The 26909-nt window shown below is 71.5% G+C and carries 17 protein-coding genes; 1 reads left to right on the top strand and 16 read right to left on the bottom strand.

Annotation, left to right across the window (positions count from 1 at the left end; genetic code table 11):
* Positions 1-28: 28 nt before the first annotated feature.
* The 9 genes from nusA to BR70_RS0108770 all read right to left on the bottom strand — a co-directional run bounded on the left by nusA (position 29) and on the right by BR70_RS0108770 (position 10728).
* A complete protein-coding gene (gene nusA, locus BR70_RS0108730; protein ID WP_027465762.1) occupies positions 29-1024 on the bottom strand; it encodes a transcription termination factor NusA in 996 nt (331 codons plus the stop codon).
* A 143-nt stretch (positions 1025-1167) separates the two neighbouring features.
* The gene (locus BR70_RS0108735; RefSeq protein ID WP_027465763.1) at positions 1168-2919 is read right to left on the bottom strand and encodes a proline--tRNA ligase; all 1752 of its coding nucleotides are present in this window, start codon (positions 2917-2919) and stop codon (positions 1168-1170) included.
* A 474-nt stretch (positions 2920-3393) separates the two neighbouring features.
* Positions 3394-4548: a flavodoxin-dependent (E)-4-hydroxy-3-methylbut-2-enyl-diphosphate synthase gene (ispG, locus tag BR70_RS0108740; protein ID WP_173034028.1), complete on the bottom strand. Its 1155-nt coding sequence runs from the start codon at positions 4546-4548 to the stop codon at positions 3394-3396.
* Positions 4549-4604: 56 nt separating this feature from the next.
* Positions 4605-5165 carry a cysteine hydrolase family protein gene (locus BR70_RS0108745; RefSeq protein ID WP_027465765.1) on the bottom strand — a complete coding sequence of 187 codons (561 nt, stop codon included), beginning with the start codon at positions 5163-5165 and terminating at the stop codon, positions 4605-4607.
* Positions 5162-6640: a purine-cytosine permease family protein gene (locus tag BR70_RS0108750; RefSeq protein WP_027465766.1), complete on the bottom strand. Its 1479-nt coding sequence runs from the start codon at positions 6638-6640 to the stop codon at positions 5162-5164. Before BR70_RS0108750 ends, BR70_RS0108745 begins: the two co-directional genes overlap by 4 nt.
* A 26-nt stretch (positions 6641-6666) precedes the next feature.
* On the bottom strand, positions 6667-8001 hold the full coding sequence (locus BR70_RS0108755) for a M50 family metallopeptidase (protein ID WP_027465767.1): 1335 nt from the start codon (positions 7999-8001) through the stop codon (positions 6667-6669).
* A gap of 124 nt (positions 8002-8125) precedes the next feature.
* Complete coding sequence (dxr, locus tag BR70_RS0108760; protein ID WP_051596742.1) at positions 8126-9238, bottom strand: 1-deoxy-D-xylulose-5-phosphate reductoisomerase; 1113 nt, start codon at positions 9236-9238, stop codon at positions 8126-8128.
* 2 nt (positions 9239-9240) lie between these two features.
* Positions 9241-10212, bottom strand: coding sequence for an FKBP-type peptidyl-prolyl cis-trans isomerase (locus BR70_RS0108765; protein WP_027465769.1), 972 nt, complete (start codon positions 10210-10212; stop codon positions 9241-9243).
* Between the two features lie 6 nt (positions 10213-10218).
* Positions 10219-10728, bottom strand: a complete 510-nt coding sequence (locus tag BR70_RS0108770; RefSeq protein ID WP_027465770.1) for an OsmC family protein — start codon at positions 10726-10728, stop codon at positions 10219-10221.
* A 34-nt stretch (positions 10729-10762) separates the two neighbouring features.
* Between BR70_RS0108770 and BR70_RS20180 the strand changes: the two genes are divergently transcribed.
* The gene (locus BR70_RS20180) at positions 10763-11755 is read left to right on the top strand and encodes an asparaginase (RefSeq protein WP_051596743.1); all 993 of its coding nucleotides are present in this window, start codon (positions 10763-10765) and stop codon (positions 11753-11755) included.
* Between the two features lie 64 nt (positions 11756-11819).
* Here BR70_RS20180 and BR70_RS0108780 read toward each other — a convergent pair whose 3' ends face one another.
* From BR70_RS0108780 to BR70_RS0108810, 7 genes are all read right to left on the bottom strand, one after another.
* Entirely contained in the window at positions 11820-12581 is a 762-nt protein-coding gene (locus BR70_RS0108780; RefSeq protein WP_027465771.1) for a hypothetical protein, read from the bottom strand.
* Between the two features lie 65 nt (positions 12582-12646).
* Positions 12647-14644 carry a zinc-ribbon domain-containing protein gene (locus BR70_RS22255; protein ID WP_155896832.1) on the bottom strand — a complete coding sequence of 666 codons (1998 nt, stop codon included), beginning with the start codon at positions 14642-14644 and terminating at the stop codon, positions 12647-12649.
* Positions 14641-17112: a TgpA N-terminal domain-containing protein gene (locus BR70_RS20190; RefSeq protein ID WP_051596745.1), complete on the bottom strand. Its 2472-nt coding sequence runs from the start codon at positions 17110-17112 to the stop codon at positions 14641-14643. Before BR70_RS20190 ends, BR70_RS22255 begins: the two co-directional genes overlap by 4 nt.
* Positions 17109-18422, bottom strand: a complete 1314-nt coding sequence (locus tag BR70_RS0108795) for a DUF58 domain-containing protein (protein ID WP_051596797.1) — start codon at positions 18420-18422, stop codon at positions 17109-17111. Before BR70_RS0108795 ends, BR70_RS20190 begins: the two co-directional genes overlap by 4 nt.
* Before the next feature lie 98 nt (positions 18423-18520).
* Positions 18521-19492: an AAA family ATPase gene (locus BR70_RS0108800; protein WP_027465773.1), complete on the bottom strand. Its 972-nt coding sequence runs from the start codon at positions 19490-19492 to the stop codon at positions 18521-18523.
* A 58-nt stretch (positions 19493-19550) separates the two neighbouring features.
* Positions 19551-25406: an Ig-like domain-containing protein gene (locus tag BR70_RS20195; RefSeq protein WP_155896833.1), complete on the bottom strand. Its 5856-nt coding sequence runs from the start codon at positions 25404-25406 to the stop codon at positions 19551-19553.
* Entirely contained in the window at positions 25403-26815 is a 1413-nt protein-coding gene (locus BR70_RS0108810; protein WP_027465774.1) for a serine/threonine-protein kinase, read from the bottom strand. The genes BR70_RS20195 and BR70_RS0108810 overlap by 4 nt, the downstream gene beginning before the upstream one ends.
* Positions 26816-26909 lie beyond the last annotated feature (94 nt).

The raw sequence follows: 26909 nt of genomic DNA on the forward strand, positions 1-26909 counted from the left end.
CGCAGGGCGCGCCGGGAGCGAAATCGTCCTAGTCCTCGCCGTCCAGGATGGAGTCCGGCTGGATGTCGATGCGGGCACCGGTGAGCTTCGCGGCGAGGCGGGCGTTCTGCCCTTCCTTGCCGATCGCGAGCGACAGCTGGTAGTCCGGCACGAGCGCGCGGACGGCCTTCGTCGAGGCGTCGAGCACGAACGCGCTCGTCACCTTGGCCGGCGACAGGGCGCTCGCGACGAACGACGCCAGGTCGGACGAGTAGTCGACGATGTCGATCTTCTCGGCACCGAGCTCGTTCGTGACGGCCCGGACACGTGCGCCGAGCTCACCGATGCAGGCACCCTTCGCGTTCACACCGGGCTCGTTCGCCTTGACGGCGATCTTCGTGCGGTGTCCGGCCTCGCGGGCGAGCGAGGTGATCTCGACGACACCGGACGCGATCTCCGGGACCTCGAGCGCGAAGAGCTTCCGGACCAGGCCCGGGTGTGTGCGCGACACGATGATCTGCGGGCCCTTGTTGCCACGGGCCACGCTCGTCACGTAGACGCGGATGCGGGAGCCGTGCGTGTAGGACTCCCCCGGCACCTGCTCTTCGGGCGGCAGGATCGCCTCGATCGTGCCGAGGTCGACGTGCACCATCTTCGGGTTCGGGCCCTGCTGGACCACGCCCGCGACGATGTCGCCTTCCTTGCCGCGGAACTCGCCGAGGATCTTGTCGTCGCCGATGTCGCGCAGGCGCTGGTTGATGACCTGCTTCGCCGCGAAGGCCGCGATGCGACCGAAGTCGCTCGGCTGGTCGACGGCTTCACCGATGACGGTGCCCTCGTCGTCGAGCTCGGGGACGTAGACGCTGACCTCGCCGGACTTGCGGTCGAGCTCCACACGCGACTGCGCGTGGGCCGGCTCGCCGTTCTCGTCGGCGTGCTTCTGGTAGGCGGTCAGGATGGCAGATTCGATGATCTGGACGAGCTCGTCGAACGGGATCTCCCGCTCGCGCTCCATGAGTCGCAGGACTGCGAGATCGATCTTCACCGAGGTGCCTCCGTATTCAGATGAGTCGCTCCTGCGGGGTGGAACTGCGCAGAAGTCGGCCACAAGCGTACCCCAGAACCAGGAGACGGACAGGAGGCCCGTGGCGGCGTCGCCACGGGCCTCCTGTCCGTCAGGTGTCGCGTCTAGATCGCGCGGACCGCGTCGAGCAGGTCCGCCACCGGCACGTCGCGGCGGTCGCCCGTCGCCCGGTCCCACAGCTCGACGACGCCCTCGGCCGCGCCGCGGCCGGCGACGACGACGATCGGCATGCCGAGCAGCTCGGCATCGCGGAGCTTCACGCCGGGCGACACCTTCGGGCGGTCGTCGTACAGCACGTCGAACCGCTCGCCCTCGAGCTCGGCGACGACGGAGGCCGCGAGCTCGTAGGCGACCTGGTCACGGCCGGTGGCGACGATGTGCACGTCGAACGGCGCGACGTTCTTCGGCCAGACCAGGCCCTTCTCGTCGTTGTGGGACTCGGCCAGGATCGCGAGGATGCGGGTCACGCCGATGCCGTACGAGCCCATCGTGACCGTGGCGAGCTTGCCGTTCTCGTCCTGCACCTTGAGACCGAGCGCCTCGGCGTACTTCCGACCGAGCTGGAACACGTGCCCGATCTCCATGCCGCGCGCGGTCTCGAGCGGGCCGGAGCCGTCCGGGGACGGGTCACCGGCGCGGACGTCGGAGACCTCGACGACACCGTCGGCCACGAAGTCACGGCCGGCGACGAGGCCGGAGACGTGCACGCCGCGCTCGTTGGCGCCGGTGATCCAGCTCGTGCCGTCAACCACACGGGGGTCGACGAAGTAGCGGAGGCCGGTGGCGCTGTCGGCGCCGAGGACCTGCGGGCCGATGTAGCCCTTCACCAGGCCCCGGTGCTTCTTGAAGTCGTCGTCGCCGGCGGCCTCGACCTCGGCCGGGGCGAACGACACCTCGGCTCGCTTCAGGTCGACGTCGCGGTCACCGGGCAGGCCGACGACCACGACCTCACGCGTGCCGTCGAGGTGGGTGAGCGCGAGGACGACGTTCTTCAGCGTGTCGGCCGCGGTCCACGGGGCACCCTCGCGCGGCGCGACCTGGTTCGCGTGGGCGACGAGCGTGTCGATCGTCGGGGTGTCCGACGCCGGCAGCAGCACGGGCTCGGGCTGACCCTCGATCGGCAGCGACTCGGGGACGGGGGTGACGTAGGCCTCGACGTTGGCCGCGTAGCCGCCGGCGCTGCGGACGAAGGTGTCCTCGCCGACGCCGATCGGGTGCAGGAACTCCTCGGACTTGGAGCCGCCCATCGCGCCGGCGTCGGCCTTGACGATGACGTAGTCGAGGCCGAGGCGGGCGAAGATCTTCTCGTAGGCGTCGCGCATGACCTGGTAGCTGCGCTCGAGGCCCTCGTCGGTGAGGTCGAACGAGTACGCGTCCTTCATGGTGAACTCGCGGCCGCGCAGGAGTCCGGCGCGGGGCCGGGCCTCGTCGCGGTACTTGTCCTGGATCTGGAACAGCGTCACCGGCAGGTCCTTGTACGACGAGTACAGGTCCTTCACCAGGAGCGCGAACATCTCCTCGTGCGTGGGCGCGAGCAGGTAGTCGGAGCCCTTGCGGTCCTGCAGGCGGAACATGCCGTCGCCGTACTCGGTCCAGCGGTTCGTCGCCTCGTACGGCTCACGCGGCAGCAGCGCCGGCAGCAGGACCTCCTGCGCACCGGCGGCGACCATCTCGTCGCGGATGATCGCCTCGATCTTGGCGCGCACCCGGAGTCCGAGCGGCAGCCAGGCGAAGATCCCCGGGGACTGGCGACGGACGTACCCGGCGCGGACGAGCAGCTTGTGGCTCGTCACCTCGGCGTCGGAGGGGTCGTCGCGGAGCGTACGGAGGAACAGATGCGAAAGCCGTGTGACCACGGGGCAAGCCTAGTGGCGACGGGCCGACGGCGCGGGTTCGCTACGGTGTGCCCGCCGCTGGGCGCGAGCGGCGCCGTTCGGCACGGTGCGAGGTTCGCTGGCCCGTGCGGCGGCAGCCGCTCCGTGCACGCCTGCAGGCTCGCACCGGGCGATCAACCCGGCGGCCGCTCGCGAAGTCCGCACCGTGCGGAGGGGTCGCGCATCGAGCAGCCGCAACGGGCCTCCGAGCCGGGCCCCATTGCGGCACGCGCGTCGCGGGCCACGCGGAGCGGAGCCGCACGGTGCGAGGTTCGGCGGCCGGTGCGGCGGCAGCCGCTCCGTGCGCGCCTGCACGCTCGCACGGAGCGATCAACCCCGCGCGGAAGCGCGAAGCACGCACCGTGCAGACCGGCGCCGGCGCCGGTACCGCACGACGACGGACCGGAGGCCCGGTGCCAGCTGGCACCGGGCCTCCGGTCCGGAGGGTGGCCGCGCCTACGGCGCCATGATCACCTGGGGCGTGCCCGTGGCGGCGGCCGGCCCCATCTCGTCCGCGATGCGGTTCGCCTCGTCGATGAGCGTCTGGACGATCTCGGCCTCCGGCACGGTCTTGACGACCTGGCCCTTGACGAAGATCTGCCCCTTGCCGTTGCCCGAGGCGACACCGAGGTCGGCCTCGCGCGCCTCGCCCGGGCCGTTCACGACGCAGCCCATGACGGCGACGCGGAGCGGGACGGTCATGCCCTCGAGCCCCTTCGTGACGTCGTTCGCGAGCTGGTAGACGTCGACCTGCGCGCGACCGCAGCTCGGGCAGGAGACGATCTCGAGCTTGCGCTCGCGCAGGTTGAGCGACTGCAGGATCTGCAGGCCGACCTTGACCTCTTGCGCGGGCGGGGCGGAGAGCGACACACGGATGGTGTCGCCGATGCCCTCGGCCAGCAGGATGCCGAACGCGGTGGCGCTCTTGATGGTGCCCTGGAACTCCGGGCCGGCCTCGGTCACGCCGAGGTGCAGCGGCCAGTCACCGGCGGCGGCGAGCTGCCGGTAGGCCTTGACCATCACGATCGGGTCGTTGTGCTTGACTGAGATCTTGAAGTCGTGGAAGTCGTGCTCCTCGAACAGGGAGGCTTCCCACACGGCGGACTCGACGAGCGCCTCGGGGGTGGCCTTGCCGTACTTCTGCAGCAGGCTCGGCTCGAGCGATCCCGCGTTCACGCCGATGCGGAGCGAGACGCCGGCGTCCTTGGCGGCCTTGGCGATCGCGCCGACCTGGTCGTCGAACTTGCGGATGTTGCCCGGGTTGACGCGGACGGCCGCACAGCCGGCGTCGATCGCCTGGAAGACGTACTTCGGCTGGAAGTGGATGTCGGCGATCACGGGGATCTGCGACTTCTTCGCGATGATCGCCAGCGCGTCGGCGTCGTCCTGCGTGGGCACGGCGACCCGGACGATGTCACAGCCCGAGGCCGTGAGTTCGGCGATCTGCTGCAGCGTCGCGTTGATGTTGGTGGTCTGCGTCGTGGTCATCGACTGCACGGACACCGGGGCGTCGCCGCCCACGAGCACCTTGCCGACCCGGATCTGCCGCGACTTGCGACGCGGAGCGAGGGTTTCGGGGGACTTGGGCATACCGAGGTTGACTGCGGGCACGTGAGCACTCTACGCGCTCGGTCTGACCGTGCCGGGTCCGGTCCCCGTGCGTCCGTTCAGAGCTCCCTGACCGAGTCCACGACCGTGATGAGCGGGGCGTAGAGCCGCATCACCGCGAGCGCACGGTCGTGGTCCTCGTCGGTAGCGCCGGCGCAGGCATCCGCCACGACGGTCACCGTCGCACCGGCGTCGGCCGCCGCCAGCGCGGTCGACAGCACGCAGCAGTCGGTCGAGACCCCCGTGAGCACCAGGTGCGGGTGGTCGCCGACGACGGCCTGGAGGCTCGTCCCCCACTTGCCGAAGGTCGGTTCCGTCACGACGGGGTCGTTCCGGTCCGCCGCCGCCGACGCGAACGGCTCGGTGAGCGCGTATAGCGGGTCGGCGTCCGGGACCAGTGCGAAGGGCCAGTCGCGGTAGTACGGCACCCACGCGCCCTCGGGCTGCGCCGGAGCCACGAAGCGGGTGAAGACCGTGCGGCCCGTGAACCGCGGCAGGAGCCGCTCGATGCCGGCGCCGGCGTGGTCGTACCGCGGTGCGGCCCACGGGTTCTCGCCGGTGAAGACCTGCTGCATGTCGATCACGACGAGCCAGGCGTCGTCGGGGATCTCCGCGCTCATCGCAGGTCGTCCGGGGTGGCGAGTGCTTCCTGACGGCGGATCGAGCCGCGCGCGAACAGCAGCGTGCCGAGGAACCCGACGACCAGGGCGACGAGGACGCCGAGGTTCGCGTACGCCCAGGGCCCCTCGCGGCCGCCGAGGCCGAACGGGCCGAGCAGGTAGCCCTGCCAGTTGAGCCAGGCCGGGACGCCGTAGGTGTTCGTCACCAGGCCCCACCCGAGCACGGTCCCGAGCACGACGAGCGCGATGGGCAGCCACCGGACGTCGCCGTAGCGCCCGCGGCGGTCGTCGAGCTCGGCTTCGGCGTAGGCGCGTCGACGGAGCAGGACGTCGGCGACGAAGATCCCGGCCCACGCGGCGATCGGGACGCCGAGGGTCACGAGGAAGGCCTGGAACGGCGAGATGAAGTCCTGCGCGAAGAAGGCGACGTAGACGGCACCTGCGACCATGATCACGCCGTCGACGCCCGCGGCGGCCGGACGCGAGATCTTCACGCCGACGCTCAGCAGTGCGAGGCCCGACGAGTAGATGTCGAGGACGGCTCCCCCGACGAGCCCGAGGATCGCCACGATCGCGAACGGGATGAGGAACCAGACCGGGAGCACCGTCGTGAGCGCGCCGATCGGGTCGGCTCCGATCGCGTCGTTCAGGTCCGGTGACGACCCCGCCAGCATCACGCCGATCACCACGAGGACCGCCGGTGCGAGGGCACCGCCGAACGTCGTCCAGCCGACGACCCCGCCCGTCGAGGCGTTCCGTGGCAGGTACCGCGAGTAGTCGGCGGCGGCGTTCACCCAGCCGAGTCCGAACCCGGTCATCACGAGGACGAGCGCCCCGATGACGTTCTGCCCGCTGCCGGACGGCAGGGCACCGAGCGCTGCGAAGTCGATGGTCGGCGCGGCGAGCACGATGTAGACGACGGTCAACACGGCGGTGACGACGGTGATCACGGTCTGCAGGCGCATGATGACGTCGAACCCGGCGATGCCGGCTCCGACGATCAGTGCGGCGACCACGACGAGCGCGACGACCTTCGTCAGGACCCCGCCGTCCCAGCCGAGCTCGGTGAACACCGTCGAGGTCGCCAGGACCGCCAGGGCGGCGAGCGACGTCTCCCACCCGACGGTGAGGACCCAGCTGAGGAACGACGGCACCCGGTTGCCGCGGACCCCGAAGGCCGCACGGCTCAGCACCATCGTCGGCGCGGAGCCGCGTTTGCCGGCGATCGCGACGACGCCGCACAGCAGGAACGAGAACACCACCCCGATCACCGAGACGATCGTCGCCTGGGCCAGCGAGATGCCGAAGCCGAGGACGAAGGAGCCGTAGCTCAGGCCGAGGACGGAGATGTTGGCGGCGAACCACGGCCAGAACAGCCCCCTCGGGGTGCCCTTCCGGTCGGACTCGGCGATGACGTCGAGCCCCTGGCGTTCGACGGCGCGAACCTCGGGCGGGTTCGTGGCGGCTGTGCTCATGCGCTGAGCGTAGTGGCTCGGCAGCCCTACCCGAAGAGGTTCACCGGACGAACGATGTCGGCGTAGATGAGCAGGGCGCTCATGCCCGCCAGCAGCACCACGACCACCATCGTCAGCGGCATCGTCTTCGCCAGGTCGATGGGCCCCGGGTCCGCCTTGCCGACGAGCTTGAACGACCGTCGCTTGACCGTCTCCCAGAGCGCACCCGCGATGTGTCCGCCGTCGAGCGGCAGCAGCGGCACCATGTTCAGCACGAACAGGCCGATGTTGAGCGAGGCCAGCAGCCCGAGGATCGTGTACGCCTTGTCGACCACGGGGACACCGCTCATCGACGAGACCTCGCCGATCGCACGGCCGACGCCCACCACCGACACGGGGCTGTCCTGCGACCGCTCCTGGGCGCCGAACGCGGCGTTCCACACCGCGACCAGGCGCTGCGGCAGGTCGATGATCAGGTGCGCCGACGCCGCGATCTGGGCGCCGGTCGCGGGCAGCACCTCGGCCGGGGACTGCCGCACCAGGGACTGCCCGATGCTGACGCCGACCACGCCGACGCGCTGGGTCTTCGTGGTGCCGTCGTCGTTCTTGACGACCTTGCCCTCGGCGTCGTAGACGTCGCGAGTGGCGGTCGTCGGGGTGATCTCGAGGGTCTTCCGGGCACCGTCGCGCTCGACCACCACGGTGACCTGCTCACCGGCGGACTCCTGGAAGACCTCGGAGACGCGGGTGATCGTGGGGTCCTGCTCGCCGTTCACCGAGAGCACGACGTCACCGGACTCGATGCCGGCCTGCTTCGCCGGGGACACCGCGTCGCCGGGCGAGCACTCGGTCGTCTGGCTGTTCGGCAGCACGCACCCGACGCTCGACGTGAAGGTCGTGGTCGGCGCCCCGAACCCGCACAGCAGCACGCCGAACAGCACGATGCCGATCACCAGGTTCATGGCCGGGCCCGCGACCATCACGATGATCCGCTTCCACGGCGTCAGGCGGTAGAAGGCACGGGAGTCGTCGCCACCGGAGTCCGCGATCTGCTCGGCGCTGGCCTGGTGGGCGTCCTGCACGAACGCGCCGTACATCCCGGTGTTCGTGATGGCGTTCGCCCGGCCCGAGGCGCGCGGCTTGAGCATGCCGACCATCGAGATGTACCCACCGAGCAGGATCGGACGGATCCCGTACTCGGTCTCACCCCGCTTGAACGACCACATCGCCTTGCCGAAGCCCAGCGAGTACTGCGTCACCTTGACGTTGAAGAGCTTCGCGAAGGACAGGTGCCCCAGCTCGTGGAGTCCGATCGAGACCAGCAGTCCGATGATGAAGACGACCACGCCGAGGACGAAGAGCAGGACGGATTCGACGGTCACCGGGAAAGAGTACGGGACTGATTCCATGACGGAGCCGAGCGCCGTCTGAGAGGTGATCTGGGCCTCCCGTCCGTCGCCGTCCGCGGTCTGCCGCCTCCGCGTCGGACGGGAGGCGCGTCTCGCGTCAGCGGGTCAGCGCGCGGTCCGCAGCGGTGCGCGCCCACTGCTCCGCCGCGAGCACGCCGTCGAGTGACGGCTCCCCCGCGGTGTGCTCCTCGACGATGCGCTCGACCGTGTCGACGATGTCCAGGAAACCGATCGCACCGGCGTGGAACGCGGCGACGGCCTGCTCGTTCGCGGCGTTGAACACGGCCGGGAACGTCCCACCCAGCTCACCCACGCGCTTCGCGAGGGCGACGGCGCCGAAGGCGTCCTGGTCGAGGGGCTCGAACGTCCACGTGCTCGCGGTCGTCCAGTCGAGCGGCACGCCGACGCCGGGCACCCGGTCCGGCCAGGCCAGGCCGAGTGCGATCGGCAGGCGCATGTCCGGCGGCGACGCCTGGGCGATGGTGGAACCGTCGACGAACTCGACCATCGAGTGCACGATCGACTGCGCGTGCACGGTGACGTCGATGCGGTCGTACGGCACGTCGAAGAGCAGGTGGGCCTCGATGACCTCGAGCCCCTTGTTCACCAGGGTGGCGGAGTTCGTCGTGACGACGAGCCCCATGTCCCAGGTGGGGTGCGCCAGTGCCTGGGCAGGGGTGACGTCGCGGAGCTGCTCGCGGGTGCGCCCGCGGAACGGACCCCCGCTCGCGGTGAGGACGAGCCGCTGCACCTCGGTGTCGACGCCGGAGCGGAGCGCCTGCGCGATCGCGGAGTGCTCGCTGTCGACGGGCACGATCTGCCCGGGTGCCGCGGCCTGCTGCACGAGGGAGCCGCCGACGATCAGGCTCTCCTTGTTCGCCAGGGCGAGGGTGGCACCGCTCTCGAGTGCGGCCAGCGTCGGACCGAGCCCGACCGAACCGGTGATGCCGTTGAGGACGACGTCGGCCTCGACGCTCCGAACGAGCCGTTCCGAGTCGGCCGCGCCGAACGCGGTGTCGCGCACGCCGAAACGGGCGGCCTGCTCGGCGACGAGATCGCGGTTGCTGCCCGCGGTGAGGCCGACGACCTCGAACCGGTCGGGGTTGCGGGCGACGACGTCGAGCGCCTGGGTGCCGATCGAACCGGTGCTGCCGAGGACGACGATGCGTCTGCGGGCCGGACCGGTGCTGCCGAGGCCGCCGTCCGTCACGATCAGCCCTTGGCGAGGATGTCGACCACGAAGACGAGCGTGGCGTTCTTCGGGATGCCCGAGCCCTCCTGCGGGTTGGCGCCGTAGGCGTCCTCCGGCGTGGCGACGATCAGGACCTGCGAGCCGACCTTCTGCCCGACGAGCCCGGTGACGAAGCCCTTGATGAGCGCGCTCTCCGACACGGTGAAGGTGGTGGGGACGCCCTTCGACCACGAGGAGTCGAACTCCTTGCCCGTGTCGTAGACGACGCCCTTGTACTGCACGAGTGCGGTGTCGCCGTCGGCGATCGCGGAGCCGTCGCCCTGCTTGAGCACCTCGACCGTGGTCTTCGTGGGCGCCTTCACGCCGTCGGGGATCGTGATCTCCGGCTCGCCGCTCGACTTGTCCGTGACCGTGGGCAGGGCCGGGTCTTGGTCCTTCGGGGTGCCGTTCGCCTTGGTGGGGGTCTGCGCGACGACGTCGGCGACGACCACGATCTCGCCGCCGGTGTTGAACCCGAGTGCCGAGGACTGTCCGACCGCGGCGATCCGGTCGCCCACCTTCGAGCAGGCGAGGAGTGCGCCGAAGCCCGACCCGCCGACGGACAGGACCTGCGGGTTGCCCTCGTCGAAGCCCACGGTGCCGAGCTTCTTGGCGTCCGACGTCTTGTACACGCTGTAGGACACCTGCGCGTAGTCGCCCTCGTCGAGCGCCGCGCCCTTGCCCTTCACGAGCCGGGTGGCCTGCGGCGTCTTCGCGGACAGGCCCGAGGCGAACTTGACGGTCGGGGCCTTCGTCCCACCGAACGACCCGGTCGCCTGGACGGCGTCGGAGGCCTTGCCCGGGTCGGGGCAGGAGGTGATCGCCGAGGCCGTGGCGCTGGCCGACGGGGTCGGCGAGGCCGAGGACCCGTTCGAACCGGAGCCGGAGCAGGCGGCGAGTCCCAGCACGACGGCGGGGACGATGGCGATCGGGAGCAGGCGGAGACGCTTCACGAGGACCTAGTCTGCCCCACCAGTCGAAGAGTCCCCTGCCAATGACGCAGGTCGGACGACCAGCTGCGGCTCGTGGTGCACCGGGAACGCCACGGAGCGTGCGATGAAGCAGAGCTGGTTGGCGGTGACGTGTGCGGCTTCGGCGTCCGCGACGCGGTCGGCCTCGAGGATCGTGACGACCGGGTGCAGGGTCGCCTCGGTCAGTTCACCCGAGCCGTCACGGTTCAGGCGGAGCGACGCGGTCGCGGTGTCCTGGTAGTCCACGACGGTGAAGCCCTTCGTGACCGCGACGTGCAGGTAGCTGAGCATGTGGCACTGGGCCAGCGCCGCGACCACCATCTCCTCGGGGTTCCAGCGGTCACGGTCCCCGCGGAACGTCGGGTCGGCAGAGCCGGGGACGTCCGGCTTGCCCGTCGCCGAGACCACGTGTTCGCGGCCGTAGTCGCGGTACCCGGACGTGCCGGTCCCGCGGTCGCCGGTCCAGCTGACGGAGACCTCGTAGGAGTGGTCGTGCACGGGTGTGCCCCTTCGCCTTGGCTAGCATGGCGGCATGACGGTGAGCCCCGAAGTCCGCAGTGATCGCCATCCTCTCACCGCCGACGGTTCCGTCGAGCTGGCGGTGCTCGAACGCTCAGGGTTCGACGAGAGCCGACACGTCGGTGCCGGCGTCGTCGTCGACGCGACCGGCACGGTGATCGACTCCGTGGGTGACGTGACGGCGAGCATCTACCCGCGTTCCACCATGAAGCCGTTCCAGGCCCTGGCGGTCCGACGCGCCGGCGCGCTGTTCTCCGACGAGGAGCTCGTCCTCACCACCGCGAGCCATGCCGGGACCGCGGCGCACCAGGCGCTCGCCCTGCACATGCTCGAGTCCTTCGACCACGTCGAGGCCGACCTCGGGTGCCCGCCGGACATGCCGTTCGACCGCGGCACCGCCCGCACGATGGACGGACCCCGCCGACTGGCGATGAACTGCTCCGGCAAGCACGCCGGCATGCTCGCGGCCTGCCGGGTGAACGGGTGGGACGAGGCCACGTACCTCGACATCGAGCACCCGCTGCAGCAGCGGGTGCGTTCCGTGGTCGAGGAGTACACGCACGAGACCGTCGACCTGGTCGGCACGGACGGCTGCGGCGCCCCCGTGTTCCCGCTGACCCTGACGGGGGTGGCACGCGGGTTCGCCGGTGTCGTGGCACGGGCCGACGACGACTCCGCCGCGCTGACCGACGCGGTCCTGGCGCACCCGTGGGCGATCGACGGTGTCGGGCGTGCGAACACGGTCACCATCGAGCGGCTGCAGGTGCTGGCGAAGCTCGGTGCCGAGGGCGTCATGGTCATGGGGTTGCCCGGCGGCGCGGCGGTGGCGGTGAAGGTGCTCGACGGCTCGCAGCGGGCCGGCACCCTGGCGGCCCTTGCCCTGCTCGAGCGGAACGGGCTCGTCGCGTCCGACGGCGTGGCCGAGGTGCTCGAGGCGACCGGTGAGCGGGTGCTCGGCGGTGGCGTCCCCGTCGGTACGGTGCGCGTCGGTGCCGGGCTGCGCTGATCCGTCGCGGGTGCTGATCCTCGGTCGGCGCTGATCCTCGGTCCGCGCTGCTCCTCGGCGCTGGTCATCGGTCCGCGCTGTCGGGGTCGGGGGCGAGGACCGGCAGCGCCGGGGACACACGGACGACCCCGTCGCCGTCGAGTCGACGGACGGAGCAGCCGTACCGCGAGACCTCGACGGTGACGTCCCGGTGTCGGGGCGCTGCTCCGAGTCCGGGCACGAGCACCACCGTGCCGAGCGGTCGGCCGTCGGTGCCCATCCACACCGCGACCGATGTCCCCGGCGGGAGGGTCTCCACTGACGGTGCGCTCGAGGTGGTCGAGGCCGGATCGTCGCTGCGGGAGCCCGCGGCGTCGATGAGTCCTGGCGCGACGGCCCACCGCAGGTCGTCGTCGGCGTGGACGGCAGCGGCGCGGAGCTGCTCGGCGAGCCCGCGGAACACCGCGACGGCGAGTGCTCCGGCCCCGACGACCACGATGTGGGAGCCGGCGTCGACGCGGAGCAGGTTGCCGCCCGACCCGTACCCGAGGACGAGTGCCGGGGTGCCGTCACCGTCCGCAGAGGTCGTGCCCGTCGGCTGCGCCGTCGAGCCGAGGGGATCGGCCGCGGCGGGCTGGTCCGGCGCACGCGGCGCAACGACCGGGGCCGGACGGGTTCCGGGATCCGGCGGCGCCGATCGGTGCAGCACGACGTCGACCAGGGCGCAGCACGCTCCCGCGCCGAGCAGGACGCTCTGCCCGGCACCACTGATCGGCGCGAGGACACCGGCCACGACCAGCGCGACCGCTGCCCCCACGATCACACAGCGGGCGGTGAAGCGGGACATGTCCCCATCGCACCAGGTGCGAACGGCCCAGCGCTGGTCCGCGACGGGATCTGTGGAGAAGTCGCCTACTGCACGAGGAAGAACTGCTCACCGATGTCGACGCGCGCACCACGCTCGACGCGGTACCGCCGACCGGGCTCGCAGCGGCGGATCGATCCGTCGATGTGCCGGACCACCGTGCCGTTGCCGGAGAACCGGTCGGAGACCCACAGGTCGTCGCCGTCGCGGCCGAGCTCGAGGTGGGTCTTCGACACGGACTTGCCCGGATCGTGCACGGTCAGCAGGTCGTCGTACCGCTCCCCCGGCTGCGGTCGCGGCAGGCGGCCGAGCAGACCGGTGCCGTGCACCCCGAGCCGTTCACCCGTGCTGAAGTGCAGGACGAACGGCGCCCGGGTCGGGGTCTTCGCGACGATGCGGGTCTCGTCGACGTCGTCGTCGGGGTCGTCGGACTCATCGGCTCCGGCGTTCGACTCCGACGGGCTCGCCGGCGGGAGCGGCAGCGCGGGTCCGGTCGCTCCCGGGATCGGGGGCAGCGGCGCAGCCAGGGGCACACCGGTGGTGGCGGCGGACGGCGCGGAGGACGGGACGGTCGCGGAACCGGGCACCGGCGGGAGCGGGGCGCGCGGTACGGCGGACGCCTCGGGCTCGCTGACCGGGGCAGCGTGCGCCCTCCGGGCGCGACGGCCCGAACCGGACTGCTCGACCTCGGCGCGGACCGGCTCGTCGTCCACCGGGACCTCGTCGTGCAGCTCATCGCCCTGCTCGTCGTGCGCAGCGAGTTCGTCGGCGCTGTTCTCGTCGGACTCGTCCGAGCCCGTGGGGTCGGACGAACCCCCGGCCGGCTCGTCCGCATCGTCGGTCGTTCCGGACGTGTCGGTGCCGTCAGACCCATTGGTGCCGTCAGACCCCAGGGTCTCGTCAGAGCCCTCTGCTGCCCAGTCGGGTCGGGTCATCGGCAAGGGCATGACCGGGCCGGTGAAGGCCGCGGTGACCGCCGGGCGGACGGCTCCGCACTCGCCGCAGAAGATGTCGTCGGGCTCGAGCCGGTTGCCGCAGACGTGGCAGATGGTCGTCTCGTGCATTCCGGGGGTGACGAGCGGGGCCGGACGCGGCGGCCGTCGGTCGATGAGCGGCTCGACCACGGCGGTGTCCCCGGGCTGCGGGGGCGACACGACGGCGGGCTGGTCGTCGGCGGCACTCGTCTCCGACGCCGCCACGATCACCTCGTCGCGCTCCGGCTCGGAGCCGACCTGGGCATCCTGTGCGCCCTGTGGGTCCGGTCCGTCCTGTGGGTCCTGTCCGTCCTGTGGGTCCGACGCAGGAGCCGCGGTGCCCTGCTCGGCGGCCGGGTCGGCAGGTGCTCCTGGCACCGGCGGAACGACCGGCTCGGACGGCGTCTCGGCAGCCGGGGTACCACGGCCCACCCACCAGGACGGAGCGGCGGGTGCCGCTGGAGGTGCGGTGGCGGCCGGCGGTGCCCACACGGGCAGAGCGGGCTCCGCGGTGTGCGGGGGCGCGACGGGCTGCTGCGCCGTCTGCTCGGGACCCGGCGTTGGGGCATCGCGCACCGGGGCGGCGGGCGTCGCCGCGCGACCCGGAGCCGGGGCGATGCGGGTGCGCTCGGGGTCGTCGGCGTCGAGGGGCTCGGACGGGTAGGCGTCGGGGTCGAGAGCCGGCTCCGCATCCGACTGGCCCGGCGCGCCCGACCAGTCCCCGAGTCCGGATCCGGCGCCGTGCACGTGGGAGGGCGCCTGGCGCGGCGCGAAGTCGTCGGGACGCTGCACCGGCACGGGTGCCGGCGGTTCGGTTCCACGGCGGTCGGCACCGGTGAGCCAGGCGCGGGTGGCGGGGTCGAGCGTGGATTCGGGCAACCAGGCGTCGGAGGCCGGGTCGGACCGTCGGCCGTGCGCGTCGGGCTGCTGCAACGGTGGCGGCGGCGCCTGTTCGACGGGGGTCGGCGCGACCGGGCGACGGCTCGCCGCGGCGGTGACCGCGCGTCCGCACTCACCGCAGAAGATCGCTCCGTCCGGGAGCATCGATCCGCAGTGTTCGCATCTGATCACGTGGTGCCTCTGTCCTCACTCGGCCGTCCACGACGCTCGTCCGGCCTCTGGACATCGTAGTCGCCGTGCCCCGACGCAGTCTGGCCGTCGGTTCTACGACGCGACCGTGCCGTCGGACGACGCCCGGTTCCCCGCAGGGACCGGAGCGACACGGCGGCGCGGAACCGCTCCCGCCGGGTCAGCCCGGTCCGGAGCGAACCGATCGCGTCGTCCGTCGCCGCCCACATGCGATCGGCGGTGGTCTGGTCGGTGTCGCTCGGACCGAACACCGCACGGTCGGCCAGCGCCGCGAGTCCGGTCCCGCCGTCGCCCGGTGCACCGACGACGGCTTCACGCCGGGTGGCGGAACGCCGCACGTCGTGCCCACGGTCGAGCAGCGCGTCGCGGTACTCGTCCCAGGCGCCGACGATGCGACCCCGGTGCGTGGTGGCGGTCCGCCGTCGTCGCCGTCGTAGTCGCTTCAGCAGCACGATCACGGCGAACGGCAGCAGGACGAGTGCGACCACGCCGAGGGCCCCGAAGGCCCAGGGCAGCACCGCGAGCAGGATCCGGAGCCAGAGCGGCTGCACCGGCGGCGTGTTCCGGTCACTCTCCGGAGGCGTCTGCTGGTCCTGGTCCTGCTGGTCCACCGGGGGCGGCGGCACGACCGTTTCCGGACGCGTCACCGGCTGCGGGGTCTGCTGCTGCTCGTCCGGGATCTCGCGCACCTCGGGGTTGGGGTTCAGCATCACCCACCCCCACTGCGCGGTGTCCACCTCGATGCGAGCCGTGACGTCCGACCCGCGGAAGGTCGTCGTCCCGCCACGCGCTGCGGTGCCGTCGCTGCCCGAGTCGCCCCCGGCCGTGAAGCCCATCACGACCCGCGCGGGGAACCCGATCTGGTCGGCCATCAGCGCGGCCGCCGCGGCGTACTGTTCCTGGTCCCCGATCATCAGGGGCGCGGTGAGGAGCTCCTGGACACGGTCGGCACCGTGGCCAGACCGGCTCATCCGGTCGTCACCGACACCGTGACTGACGTACCCCTTCCGCTGCAGTGCCTGCACCGCGGCGAGGAGCTTCGCGCCGGGTGCCGACACGTCCTTCGTCGTCGACTCCACGGTGTCGCGCACGGCGTCGGGGACGTCCCGTGCGGTGGGGACCGCTGCGCTCCCCGGCCGCGCGGTGGCCAGCTGCCGTTCCGTCGGCTGGTCGGGCAGCACCGCCGTCAGGTCGTAGGACGTGCCGTCCCCCACTCCGCCGACCACGGCGCCGGTGCCGGTCGATCCGTTGTAGAAGAACGCGCCGCGCTCGTCGTCGGCGTCCTGCCCGGTGAACTCCACGCGCTCCAGGTCGCCGACCGTCGGCAACCACACACCGCGGTACCCGTCGACCGTCACACCGACGTCGACCGTGGTGCCCCGGACGCCACGGACGTCGACCGAGGTCGGCACGCGTTCGAAGGTGCCCGAGCCCGCCGAGCCGTCGGCGCCGCCGACCCGGTAGACCACGCCGTCGTAGGTGTCCAGCGTCGCGATGCGGACGAACCCACCCTCGGGCAGGCCGGTCACCCGGAGCTGGGTCGCGTCCGAGGCGGTGGATTCCTCGTAGGCGCGGAACCCGCTGAGCGGACTGACGTAGTCGCGGGGATCGAACGGCTTCACGACGTCGGTGCGAGCGACGGTGCGGTCGCCGGAGGGCGGTGCGACCAGGCCGAGCCCGGTCGCGACGACCGCCGCGGCCACGATGGTGCCGGTGCCCACGAGCGCGGGTCGGACGATGGACCGTGCGACCGGCACACGGGAACCGATGGTGGTCGCCACGGCGACCGCGCGACGCGCGTGCCGGACCGTCAGCGCCCAGACGAGGGCGAGGCCGACCAGGACGACCGCCGTCACGATCGACGTGTCGAGCCGGCTCGGCCCGACGACCACGCCAACCGCGAAGAGCACCAGTGCCGGGATGCTCGCGAGTTCCTGCCTGGAGGCGCGGGTCGCCACGCTCACGGCGGTCACCGTCGCCACGAGCAGCGTCACGAAGTAGGGCACGAGGAGCGCTTCGTAGGAACCCACCGGAAGGCTGATGGTCACCAGCTGCTTCCAGCCGAGGGCGACGCCGGCGAAGAGGTCGAGGAGTCCGTGTCCGGTGGGCAGCAGGCCGTTCGCCTGGCTCGGCACGGCGGCTGGGACGCCGGTCAGCGTGAACGCGGCGACGGTCGCGATCGCCACGACGGCCATCGGGAGCCGGAGCAGGGTGCCGAGGAGCGCGACGACCGTCCCGATCACGATCGCCGTGACCGCGGCGGTGATCATCGCGCCGTCCCGGTACACCGGCCACCAGGACGTGCTCGCGACGGCCAGCAACAGCCAGACCGCGAGCGTGCCGCCGGCGAGGCGGAACGGGACGAGCCGGCGGGCATCGCGACGGTCGGACCGTCGAGTCGAGCGTCTCGCCCGGTCCGGGGCCGGGGTCGTCACGGGTGCGGCGCTCATGCTGCCGACGCCGATCGGTGCAGGGCGTGCCGGAGGTCGTCCAGGTAGCCGATGGTCATCACCGTCAGACCCGCGACACGCAGGAACCGCGGCTGGGCCTCGGGCTCGCAGATCACCGCGACGACCTCCACCCCGACGGGGAACCGCGTGGCGGCGAGTCGGAGCGCGGGCAGGCCGACGGTCGAACCCACGACGAGGAACGCGACGGAGATGCCGTCGGTGTCGCTCCCCACGATCCGGGAGACCTCGGCGATCGGCAGGCACGCGTCGGCCAGGCCGACCGAGGCGAAGTCGTCGAGCAGGCGCGTCGGCGTGACGGTGGGGAGCGTCCGGACGGCGTACACCGCACGCTTCGCGAACTCCGGCGTGCGCTGGGACACCACGACCGAGACCTCACGGCCGTCACGGATCGCCCGCGCGCCGAGGGAGGCGGCCGCGCTCACCGCGAGCTCGAACTCCTCGTCGTCGGCGAACTCACCGCGGGCGATGCCGAGCGCGACGACGAGGTGCGAGCGACGGGTGTCCTCGAACTGCCGGACCATGAGCGCGCCGGACTTCGCAGTCGACTTCCAGTGAATGGTGCGCGGGTCGTCGCCGGGCATGTACTCGCGGATGGCGTGGAAGGCGATGTCCGCGGGCGACAGGTCCGTCGTCGCCTGCCCCTCGAGGTCACGCACCAGGCCGGTGCTCGTCGACGGGATCGCGATGGTGCGCGGGTGCACGATGACCTGCTCGCGGGCGGTCCAGACGAGTTCGCGGCGGACGAGTCCCACGGGGTCGGCGCGGACCCCCGTCACGGGCCCGACGTCGAGCACCCCGCGGCGGAGCGTCGGGACGGGGACCTGCCGCTCGAAGGTGCCGTGCGGCCCGATGGCCGGGATGGCGACGTCGACCAGACCGGACCCGACCGGCACCTCGACGGTGGTCGGCACCGACGGCAGGCGCGTGGGGTTCTCCGCCGTGATGATCACACCGGCGTCGTCGCCGACCGCCACACGGTGCTGCGGGAGCCGCATCCGGATCACCAGCCGTGACCGGCCGATCAACGCCACCGCAGCGACCACCGCGAGCACCGCGCCGGCGAACCCGACGACGACGATCTCCCGCAGACCGAAGCGGTAGCCGGCCACGAACGCGACGAGCGTCAGCGCCGCGACCGTCCACCCGAGCCCGGTGACGACCGACGAGACCTCGCCCCAGAGACGCAGGACGAGCCTCCAGGCCGTTGCCCAGAGCCGGACGATCCCGATGACCGCATCCGCTGCGACGCCCTCGCGGTCACCGACGATCCGCGTCCGGACGTTGGTCATGCCGGTGACCGTCCCCGTGCGCTCGTACACCGTCGTGCCACGACGCGACCGCGTCGAGGACGGACGGCGCGAGCGCGTGGAGACGGGCCGGCGGTCCGTCACGTCGTGACTCGGTCGGCGGGCGGCGGGGTCTCCACCAGGAGCTGCGCGATGACGCTCGGTGCGCTGACGCCGTCGAACTCGGCCTCGGCGTCGAGCACCAGGCGGTGCGCGAGAACCGGGACGGCCAGCGCCTTCACGTCGTCCGGTGTGACGTAGTGGCGACCGCTCAGCGCCGCGAGGACACGTGAAGCGCGTATCAGGCCCATCGCCCCTCGAACGCTGACGCCCAGCCGGACCTCGCTCGCGGAGCGGGTCGCGTCCACCAGGCGGGCGACGTAGTCGGCGATCACGGCGTCGACGTGCACGGTGCGCGCCAGGGCGGCCATCTCGGTGATGGTCGCGGCGGGCACGACGCTCGCCAGCGGGACCGACGCCGACGGAGCCGACGAGGTCTCGAGGATCTTCACCGTCGCCGCGTGGTCGGGGTAGCCGATGGAGGTCTTCATCAGGAAGCGGTCGAGCTGTGCCTCGGGCAGGCGGTAGGTGCCGGCCTGCTCGATCGGGTTCTGGGTCGCGATGACCATGAAGGGCGCGGCGAGACGGTGGTTGACGCCGTCGACCGTGATCGCGGACTCCTCCATCGCCTCGAGCAGCGCGGACTGAGTCTTCGGGCTCGCACGGTTGATCTCGTCGGCGAGCACGATGTTCGCGAAGACCGGCCCGCGGTGGAAGTCGAACTCCTGCGTCCGCTGGTCGTAGACACTGATGCCGGTGATGTCGCCCGGCAGCAGGTCGGGGGTGAACTGGATGCGGTTCGTGGTGCCCTGCACGCTCTGCGCCATCGCTCGGGCGAGGCTCGTCTTGCCCGTTCCGGGAACGTCCTCGAGGAGCAGGTGCCCCTCGCTGAGCATCGCCGTGACCGCGAGGCGGATCACGAACGTCTTCCCGAGGAGCACCTGCTCGACGTTGGTCACGATGCGGCCTGCGACGTCGGCGAACCAGGTGGCCTGCTCCGGGGTCATGCTCATGCGGGATGGTCCTTCGGTCGTGGCGGGAGGGCGGCGTTGGCGGGTCGGGCGGCGGGTGTCAGCCGCCGGGGGCTGGTTCCGGGGCAGGCTGCTCGGGAGCGGGGGCCGCGTCCGACTCGTACGTCCAGGTGTCCGTCTGCCCGGCGATCTGCACCTCGATGGTCACGGTGGTGGTCCGGAGCGGTGACAGGGCAGATGTCGGCACGACCGAGTTCGTCGTGTAGGCCACGTTCTGATCGTCGCTCCCACGACCGTCGAAGCGCACGGTGTACGTGGGGGCGGCGCGACCGTTCGACGGATCCTGAACGTTGAGGGCCGTGCCCTCGACGGGTTGCTGCACGATCGGCTTGGTGATGATCGGGGTTGCGGAGTTGGATTCCGAAGACGCGGGACCGCAGTAGTCGTAGTTGTTGCTCGGTCCGCGGCAGCCCTGCACCTCGATCGAGACCGCCGTCCCGTAGCCCAGTGCTGCCGTGGGCCCGGAGGGTGCGTCCTGCCATCCACCACCGTTGTAGCGAACACGGTAGTGATCGGCGCGTCCGGACTTCACGCCGTACCCCTCTGCGACCAGCTGGTAGACGCCGTTGTCCTGGTCGGTCTTCACGACACGGATCGAGGGTGTGGTGGCCTGGCCAGGACGCTCGTAGCTCGTCACGGACGTCGTCGCTCGGCTGACGCTGCAGAAGCCGTAGGTGTTGGACGCCACGACGACGTAACTGGTCGTGCTGCCGTCCGCAGCGTTGCCGTCGCGCAGTGTCCCTCCTCCGGGGCCCGTGCTGTCGACCTGCTGACCGCCGCCGATCGGGCCGCAGGTGACCTGCCCCCCGACCCGGACGAGCGCGTACGACTGGATCGGCGCACCTTGACCGTCGGACTTGGAGTAGTCGACGCTGATGACCGTGCGACCGGAGGACGCGTCGACGTTCGGATCCCCCACGGAGACGGCTGTCGGTACACCGACTGCGCTCCCGGTGGCGGACGCGGAGTTCCACTGCACGACCGTGCCGTTGCGGTCGGCGGCGTTCCGGGCCGACACGGTGACCGTGTACTGGGCGGCACTCTGGGCACCGGTGAACGAGGTGCTCGTGGCGGTGCCGGTGTTGCGGGTGTCGGACAACCCCGGACCCTCGATCGTCACGACGTAGTTGTCGACCGCGCTGCCGTTGTTCGGCGCGGACACCTTGCCCCACTTGACGTCGAGCTGGTTCGGCGTCGACCTGCTGGGCGTGACCGTGATGCCCTTCGGCGGTGCCGGCACGAAGTCCGCACTCATCGGACCCGAGCGGGCCGAAGGCTTCGAGTCACCGATCGCGTTGGTCGCCACGACCTGGAACCGGTAGGACTCCTTCGGGTCGAGGCCGGTGACAGTGCACACCGTCGCGGTCCCGCAGTTCTTCGAGACGCCGTTGGTCCCGACCACGCGGTAGCCCGTGATGGGCGAGTTGTTGCTCTGCGGGGTCGCCCAGGTCAGCGTGGCCTGACCACCGTCGTAGGAGCCGGTGCGGGTGGGCGCCCCCGGCGCGTCCGGGACGTCCTGCACCGAGATCGTGACGTCGCCCCAGACGTACCGGTCGGGGTCGTTCGTGGCGTCCGCCACCTGGTACTGCAGGTGCGCGTCGCCGGGCTTCGCGGTTCCGGCGACCGCGACCTGCAGACGCGAGCGATCACCGCTCGGTGTGACGGTGACACCCTTCGGGAGTCCGCCGGACAGACCTCGGATGTTCACGACGCGCAGCCGCTCGCCGGGGAACGGGTTGGTCGGCTGGTCGTTCGTCAGCACGTCGAGGGTGGTGGTCGCCCCGCGCTTCGTGACCGCGCGGTCGGCGCCCGGCTGGACCACCGGCCGGGTGGAGCCGACGACGCCCACGGCGACCGTGCCGGCACGACCGGCGTTGGCGTCGTCCGCGACACCGATCCCGATGGACGCGGTGGTGTTCTTCTTCGCGGTGTCGGCGACCGCGATGGTGAGCTGCTGCTTCGCGATCGACGCGGTCGTCCCAGCGGCGGGCCGGCCGACGATCGAGTACCGGAGCTCCGGCAGGTCCTTCGGGTACGGGTAGTCGGTGAGCTTCGTCAGGTCGATCTTCCGCGTCTCGCCCGGCTGCATCTCGATCGAGGAACCCGCGAACGCCGGCGGCTGGTTCGACCGGGGCGTGACCGAGATCGGGAGCACGAGGGTGGCGACGCGGCCCTTGCCGCCGTTCGCCGACGAGCCGTCGGTGACCTCGAAGGAGATCGACGCCTTGCCGTAGTAGAGCTTCGACGATGTGAACTGCAGCGTCGACGAGTCCACCACCAGGCTCTGCCCGTTCGCGTGGGTGGCCTTGACCGTGCCACGGTCGGTGATCTTCGCGGTCTGGCCGTTCGCCGTCACGACGAAGTCCTGCAGCGGGATGCGGACCGTGGCCTCGCTCTTCACCGTGACCGCGCCGGCGCTGCGGTTGATCTGGGGCAGGGCGTCGTCGAAGCCCGGCACGTTGATGAAGCCGTAGGAGACGATGTCCGGGTGGTCGAGCCGGGCGACCGAGAACGGGATCACCTGCGATTCGTCGGTCAACCGGACCGTGATGCGGCCGTCGCCGGTGGGCGTCGCCGTGTCGCCGTAGCCGGGGACGACCCCGACCCGGAGGTCGGCCGCGGTGCCCTCGGCGGAGAAGACGTTGTCGAGCACGTCGACGGTCACGCTCTTCCGGCGGAGGATGTCCTGCAGGTCGAGGGTCGTGTCGTCGACCTCTGGCCGGAGCGGCTGGGCGTCCGGGTCGACGGTCACCGTGAGGAAGGTCGTGCTCGATCCCCCGCTGCTGTTCGCGACGGTGTAGAGCACGGCGTAGTCACCGCGCTTCGCCGACTTCGGGGGCGTGACGCGGATCTGCTGCTTCCGGAGGATCTTCGCGGTGACGTCCTCGGCCGTCGGCTCGGCCTGCGCGACGGTGAGCTGCCCGCCCTCGGGGTCGGAGTCGTTCTGCAGGACACGAACCGTCACCGAACCACCGGGACGGATCGTGACGTGGTCGGCCTCGGCCACGGGGTTCGAGGCCTGCTCGGCGCGGGGTGCGATGCCCACCCGCACGGTGCCGGACGCACGGGCCCCGAGAGCGTCCACGACCGTGTAGGTGAACTCGTCGGTACCCGCCGAGTAGTCGCCGGCCTCGTAGGTCAGGGCGTCCGAGGCGACGTCGGCGACCGATCCCTTGTCGGGGTTGGAGCCCACGCCGACGAGCTGGACGGAGTCGCCGTCCGGGTCGATCCCGTTCAACGGCACGCTGATCCGCACCGACGACCCGGCGACCACGCGCGCGAGGACGGTCTGCGGGACCGGCGGGTTGTTGGTCGCGGCGTCACGCTCGCGCACCGAGATCGACACGGCGGCATCGGCGTACTGGCCGTCGGGGCCGGCCACCCGGTAGACGGCGGTGTAGTTGCCCGGCGTCTTCGGGGCGAGGTAGCGCAGGTGGTCACCAGAGACGAACAGCAGGCCGCCGTTGCCCGGCACGTTCTGCACCAGTTCGGGCTGGAGCGTCAACGGTTCGCCCTCGGGCTGGGTGTCGTTGCCGAGCACGTCGATGTTCGCGACGTCTCCGACGCGCACGGTGGCGGTGTCGGGCTGGGCGACAGGAGGCTGGATGCGGTCGGGCTTGGGGATCTCGACGACGGTGATCGTGCCGGGGGACGACGCCAACCCGTTCGTCTCCGTGTACCCGAACGAGACCGGACCGTCGAGCGGCGCCGTGAGCGTGACGCGGACCTTGTGCTGGTCGAGGATGCTCGCCTGCACCCCGCTGCCCCGTCCGGGTCCGTCGAGCGCCGTCACGAGCAGCACCCCGCCCGCCGGGTCGATGTCGGTCGCGGTGACGTCCGTGTCCTTGGTGGACAGGGTGTTGACGAACACCGTCTTCGGCGTGGTGATCGGCGCCGTCGAGGCGTCCGGTGGCGCGAGGACGGTCACCCGGACGATGCCGCTCGACGTCTTCACGCCGTCGGTCACCGTGTACTCGAGCTGGTGGTCGCCCGCCCGCTCCCCCTGCACCCGGAAGGTCCCGGCGTCGTAGCTCGGGGTGACGGTGAGCCCGGATGCCGACGACACGCTGGTCAGTGTCACGGTGCCGTTGCCGCCACGCACGTGGTCGAGTGGCTCGACCGTGAAGGCCTTGCCGGCGTACCCGGACACGGGGAACGGGTCGGCGCGCAACGGGACGGTGCCCTGCTTGGCCACCCGCACCGTCACGGCGCCCCGGCCGTCAGCGCGTCCGTCGCTCACGACCAGCTGCACCGACCGCTCACCGGTGCGGCCGCTGTCGTTCCGGAAGTCGAGCAGGCCGTCCGGTGTGGTGGACACCCGGTCGCCGTTCGACGCGGTGGCCGACTCCAGGTACACCGGGTCGCCGTCCGGGTCGATCCAGTCACCGAGCACGTTCGAGACCACGTGCCCGTTCTGGACGACGTCGGCCGAGGTGTCACGGACCTGCCGCGGCGCCTCGTTCTCGCTGTCGGGGCGCACGCGGATCCGGACCGTCGCGGTGTCCGAACCGCCGTTGCCGTCGGTGATCGTGTACGGGAACGTCACGGTCCCGGTGGCGCGCGGCGACAGCGTGACCTGCAGACGTTGTCCGTCGCCGACGATCGCGACGCGGCCGACGGACTTCGAGATGGTGCCGACCTCGCTCACGATGATCGGGTCACCGTTCGGGTCGTAGTCGTTCAGCAGGACCGGGAGGCTCGTGGTGCGTCCCGGACGAGCGCCAAGTTCGTCGTCCACCGCCACCGGCGGCTTCTGGTCCTTGTCGACCTCGGGGTCGTCGTCGGAGACCTGCTCCTGCTGCTGCTCGTCGTCCTGCTTGATCAGGTCGGCCCAGTTGTCGATGAGCTGACCACTCCGGTCGATCGCCCAGGATCGGCCGCTCGTCGGGTCGTTGGCGACCACGGTGTCGCCGTTGTGCAGGATCTGCAGTTCGCTCGTGCCGCCGGTGCTCGCCAGGCGCTGCAACGCGCTGCCGTCACACGTGTCGATCGCCTGTCCGCCCGCCCACGCGGCGTACGTGCAGGAGCCGTCGACGTAGGGCCGCGCGGCTCGTCCGGACACCTGGAGCGCGGTGGCGTCCACGGTGCCGGAGGCACTGACGCGGACCAGGCCCGCCGTGCCCGCGACCGTGACCTGGGCCGTGGTGTCCGACGACCGCTGGAGGGCCGGCGACGACCCCACCCGGTCGCCGAGCTCGACGGTGCGGCCGTCGACCGACAGGGCACCGCTCGTGCGGTCGAGCACGGCGAGGTGCCCGTCGAACGTGGCGACCTGGAAGTCGTCGCCCCGGTCCATGTCGACCTTCCACCGTTCGGCGACGGTGAGTGTCGTGCCGACGTCGACCAGCGACGCCGTCCCGGTCTTCGCGGAGTAGACCGCGACGTGGCCGTCGGAGGCGTCGAAGACGGTGTCGGCGCCCAGGGTCAGGTCGGCCTTGGCCGACGCGTCGAACTCGGCGAGGTCGCTCGCGGGGGTCGACCAGAGCTCACCCGTGTCCGCGTTGCCGATGACCGCGGTGTCGCCCGCGAAGAAGACCTGTGGCGTCCCGGCAGGCAGCGTGATCGCATCACCCACCGTGGCGTCGGCGACGTCGACCCGGGCGACCGTGCCCTTGGTCTCGTCGACGCTGTAGACGGTTGAACCGCGCTGCAGCACGGACAGGTCGTCGCTGGCCGTCTCGACCGCGGTGTTGAGCTGCAGGATGCCGGTGTTCGCCCGGCCGACCGCGCCGTACTCGGCCGAGGGCACCCAGACGGTGCCGTCACCGAGGTCGACGCGTTGCGTGTGGTACCCGGTGGAGACGATGGCCGTGGTCGCGACGACGGCGGCGACGAGCACCGAGGCACCGGTGGTCACGGCTGCGGAGCGGTGCTTCGCGAGGAGGGCGCGGATCACCCGGCGCTCCCGATCGTCGCGCACTTCTGCGAGCTCGCAGCACCCGTCTTGCCGTCGCGGTTCACCGCGACGGCGATGCACTCCTCGTCGCCGCGTTCACCGGAGACGACGAACGTCGTGCCGGTCTGCTGGCTCGAGGACCCGTTGGACGAGATGACGTACGTGTCGCCGCTGCGCAGCCCCGGGTCGGTCCAGCTGAAGGACACGGACTGCGGCGACGGCTCGGCACGGACCTCGGCCACGACCGGGATCGCCCCGGCGCCGAGCCGACCGACGACGACGACCGTGGCGATCGCGAGGGCCGCGACCACGACGACGGCGAGGGACGTCGCCCAGACCAGGGTCGAACGGGTCCGGCGACGGGCACGGGTCACGGACCCGGTGCGGTGCACGGTGCCGACGCTGTGCGAACCGCCTGCCACGACCCCGCCCTGCACCGCGCGGCGGGTCCGACGACGCGCACCGACCCGGGTGGGTGGCTGCAGCTCACGGATCACGGTGCGGTCGCCGTGCGGGGTGGGCGTCGAGATAGCCCAGGCCTCCACCGCGACGTCGGCGGACGTCTGCGGGATGCCGAGCTCGGCCTCGACCTGTTGGAACCCACGCACGAGTTCCATCACCGTCGCGGGGCGTCCCTGCGGCTTGCGGGAGAGCGCCGAGGCGAGCAGGCGCTCCAGCGAGGGCGGCACGTCGGTGCGACCGGTCGGCTTCACGCCGCCCTTGTCGATCCGGTGCATCAGGTCGTTCGCACCGTTCTTGCCACCGCGGACCTCGAACGGGCTGCGCCCGGCGAGGAGCGAGTACACCGTCGCCGCGAGTGAGTACACCTCGGACTGGATCGTGCCGCGCGACTCGTCGATCAGGACCTCGGGCGCGGACCACGGGATCGACATGCCGATCGGCTCGTCGGGGTCGGTGCCCCCGATCGTCGCGGCGATGCCGAAGTCGGAGAGCACGGGGTTGCCGTAGGCCGTCAGCAGGATGTTCGAGGGCTTGATGTCGCGGTGCAGCACGCCCTCACGGTGTGCGGTCTCGAGCGCCGAACCGATGCGGATGCCGATCGACAGCACCTCGGACACCGGGATCGGTTCGCGACGGTAGCGCTCGCTGAGGGACGACGAGCAGAGCTCCATGACCAGGTAGGGACGGCCGTCAGCGGCGACGCTGGCCTGGAAGACGGTGAGGATCGACGGGTGCGTGCTGAGCCGGGCCATCAGGTTGGCCTCGGCCTGGAACATCTGCCGGACGCGGTCGTCGACGACCTCGTCCAGCAGCACCTTCACCGCGACCTGTCGTCGGGGCATGTCCTGTTCGTAGAGGAAGACGTCGGCGAAGCCACCGGACCCGAGGACGTGGACGGGACTGAAACCGCCGATCACGGGCGGGTTGGACGGCAGGCGTCTCGCCATGGTCCTCTCCTCCCCCGGCCGAGCGGCCAGCTCTCTCGACGTGGCCATGTCATTGTACGAAGCGTGGGTGACGGACATTCCGCACGCCGATCCC

The organism is Curtobacterium sp. UNCCL17 (assembly GCF_000686685.1).
GTDB lineage: Bacteria > Actinomycetota > Actinomycetes > Actinomycetales > Microbacteriaceae > Curtobacterium > Curtobacterium flaccumfaciens.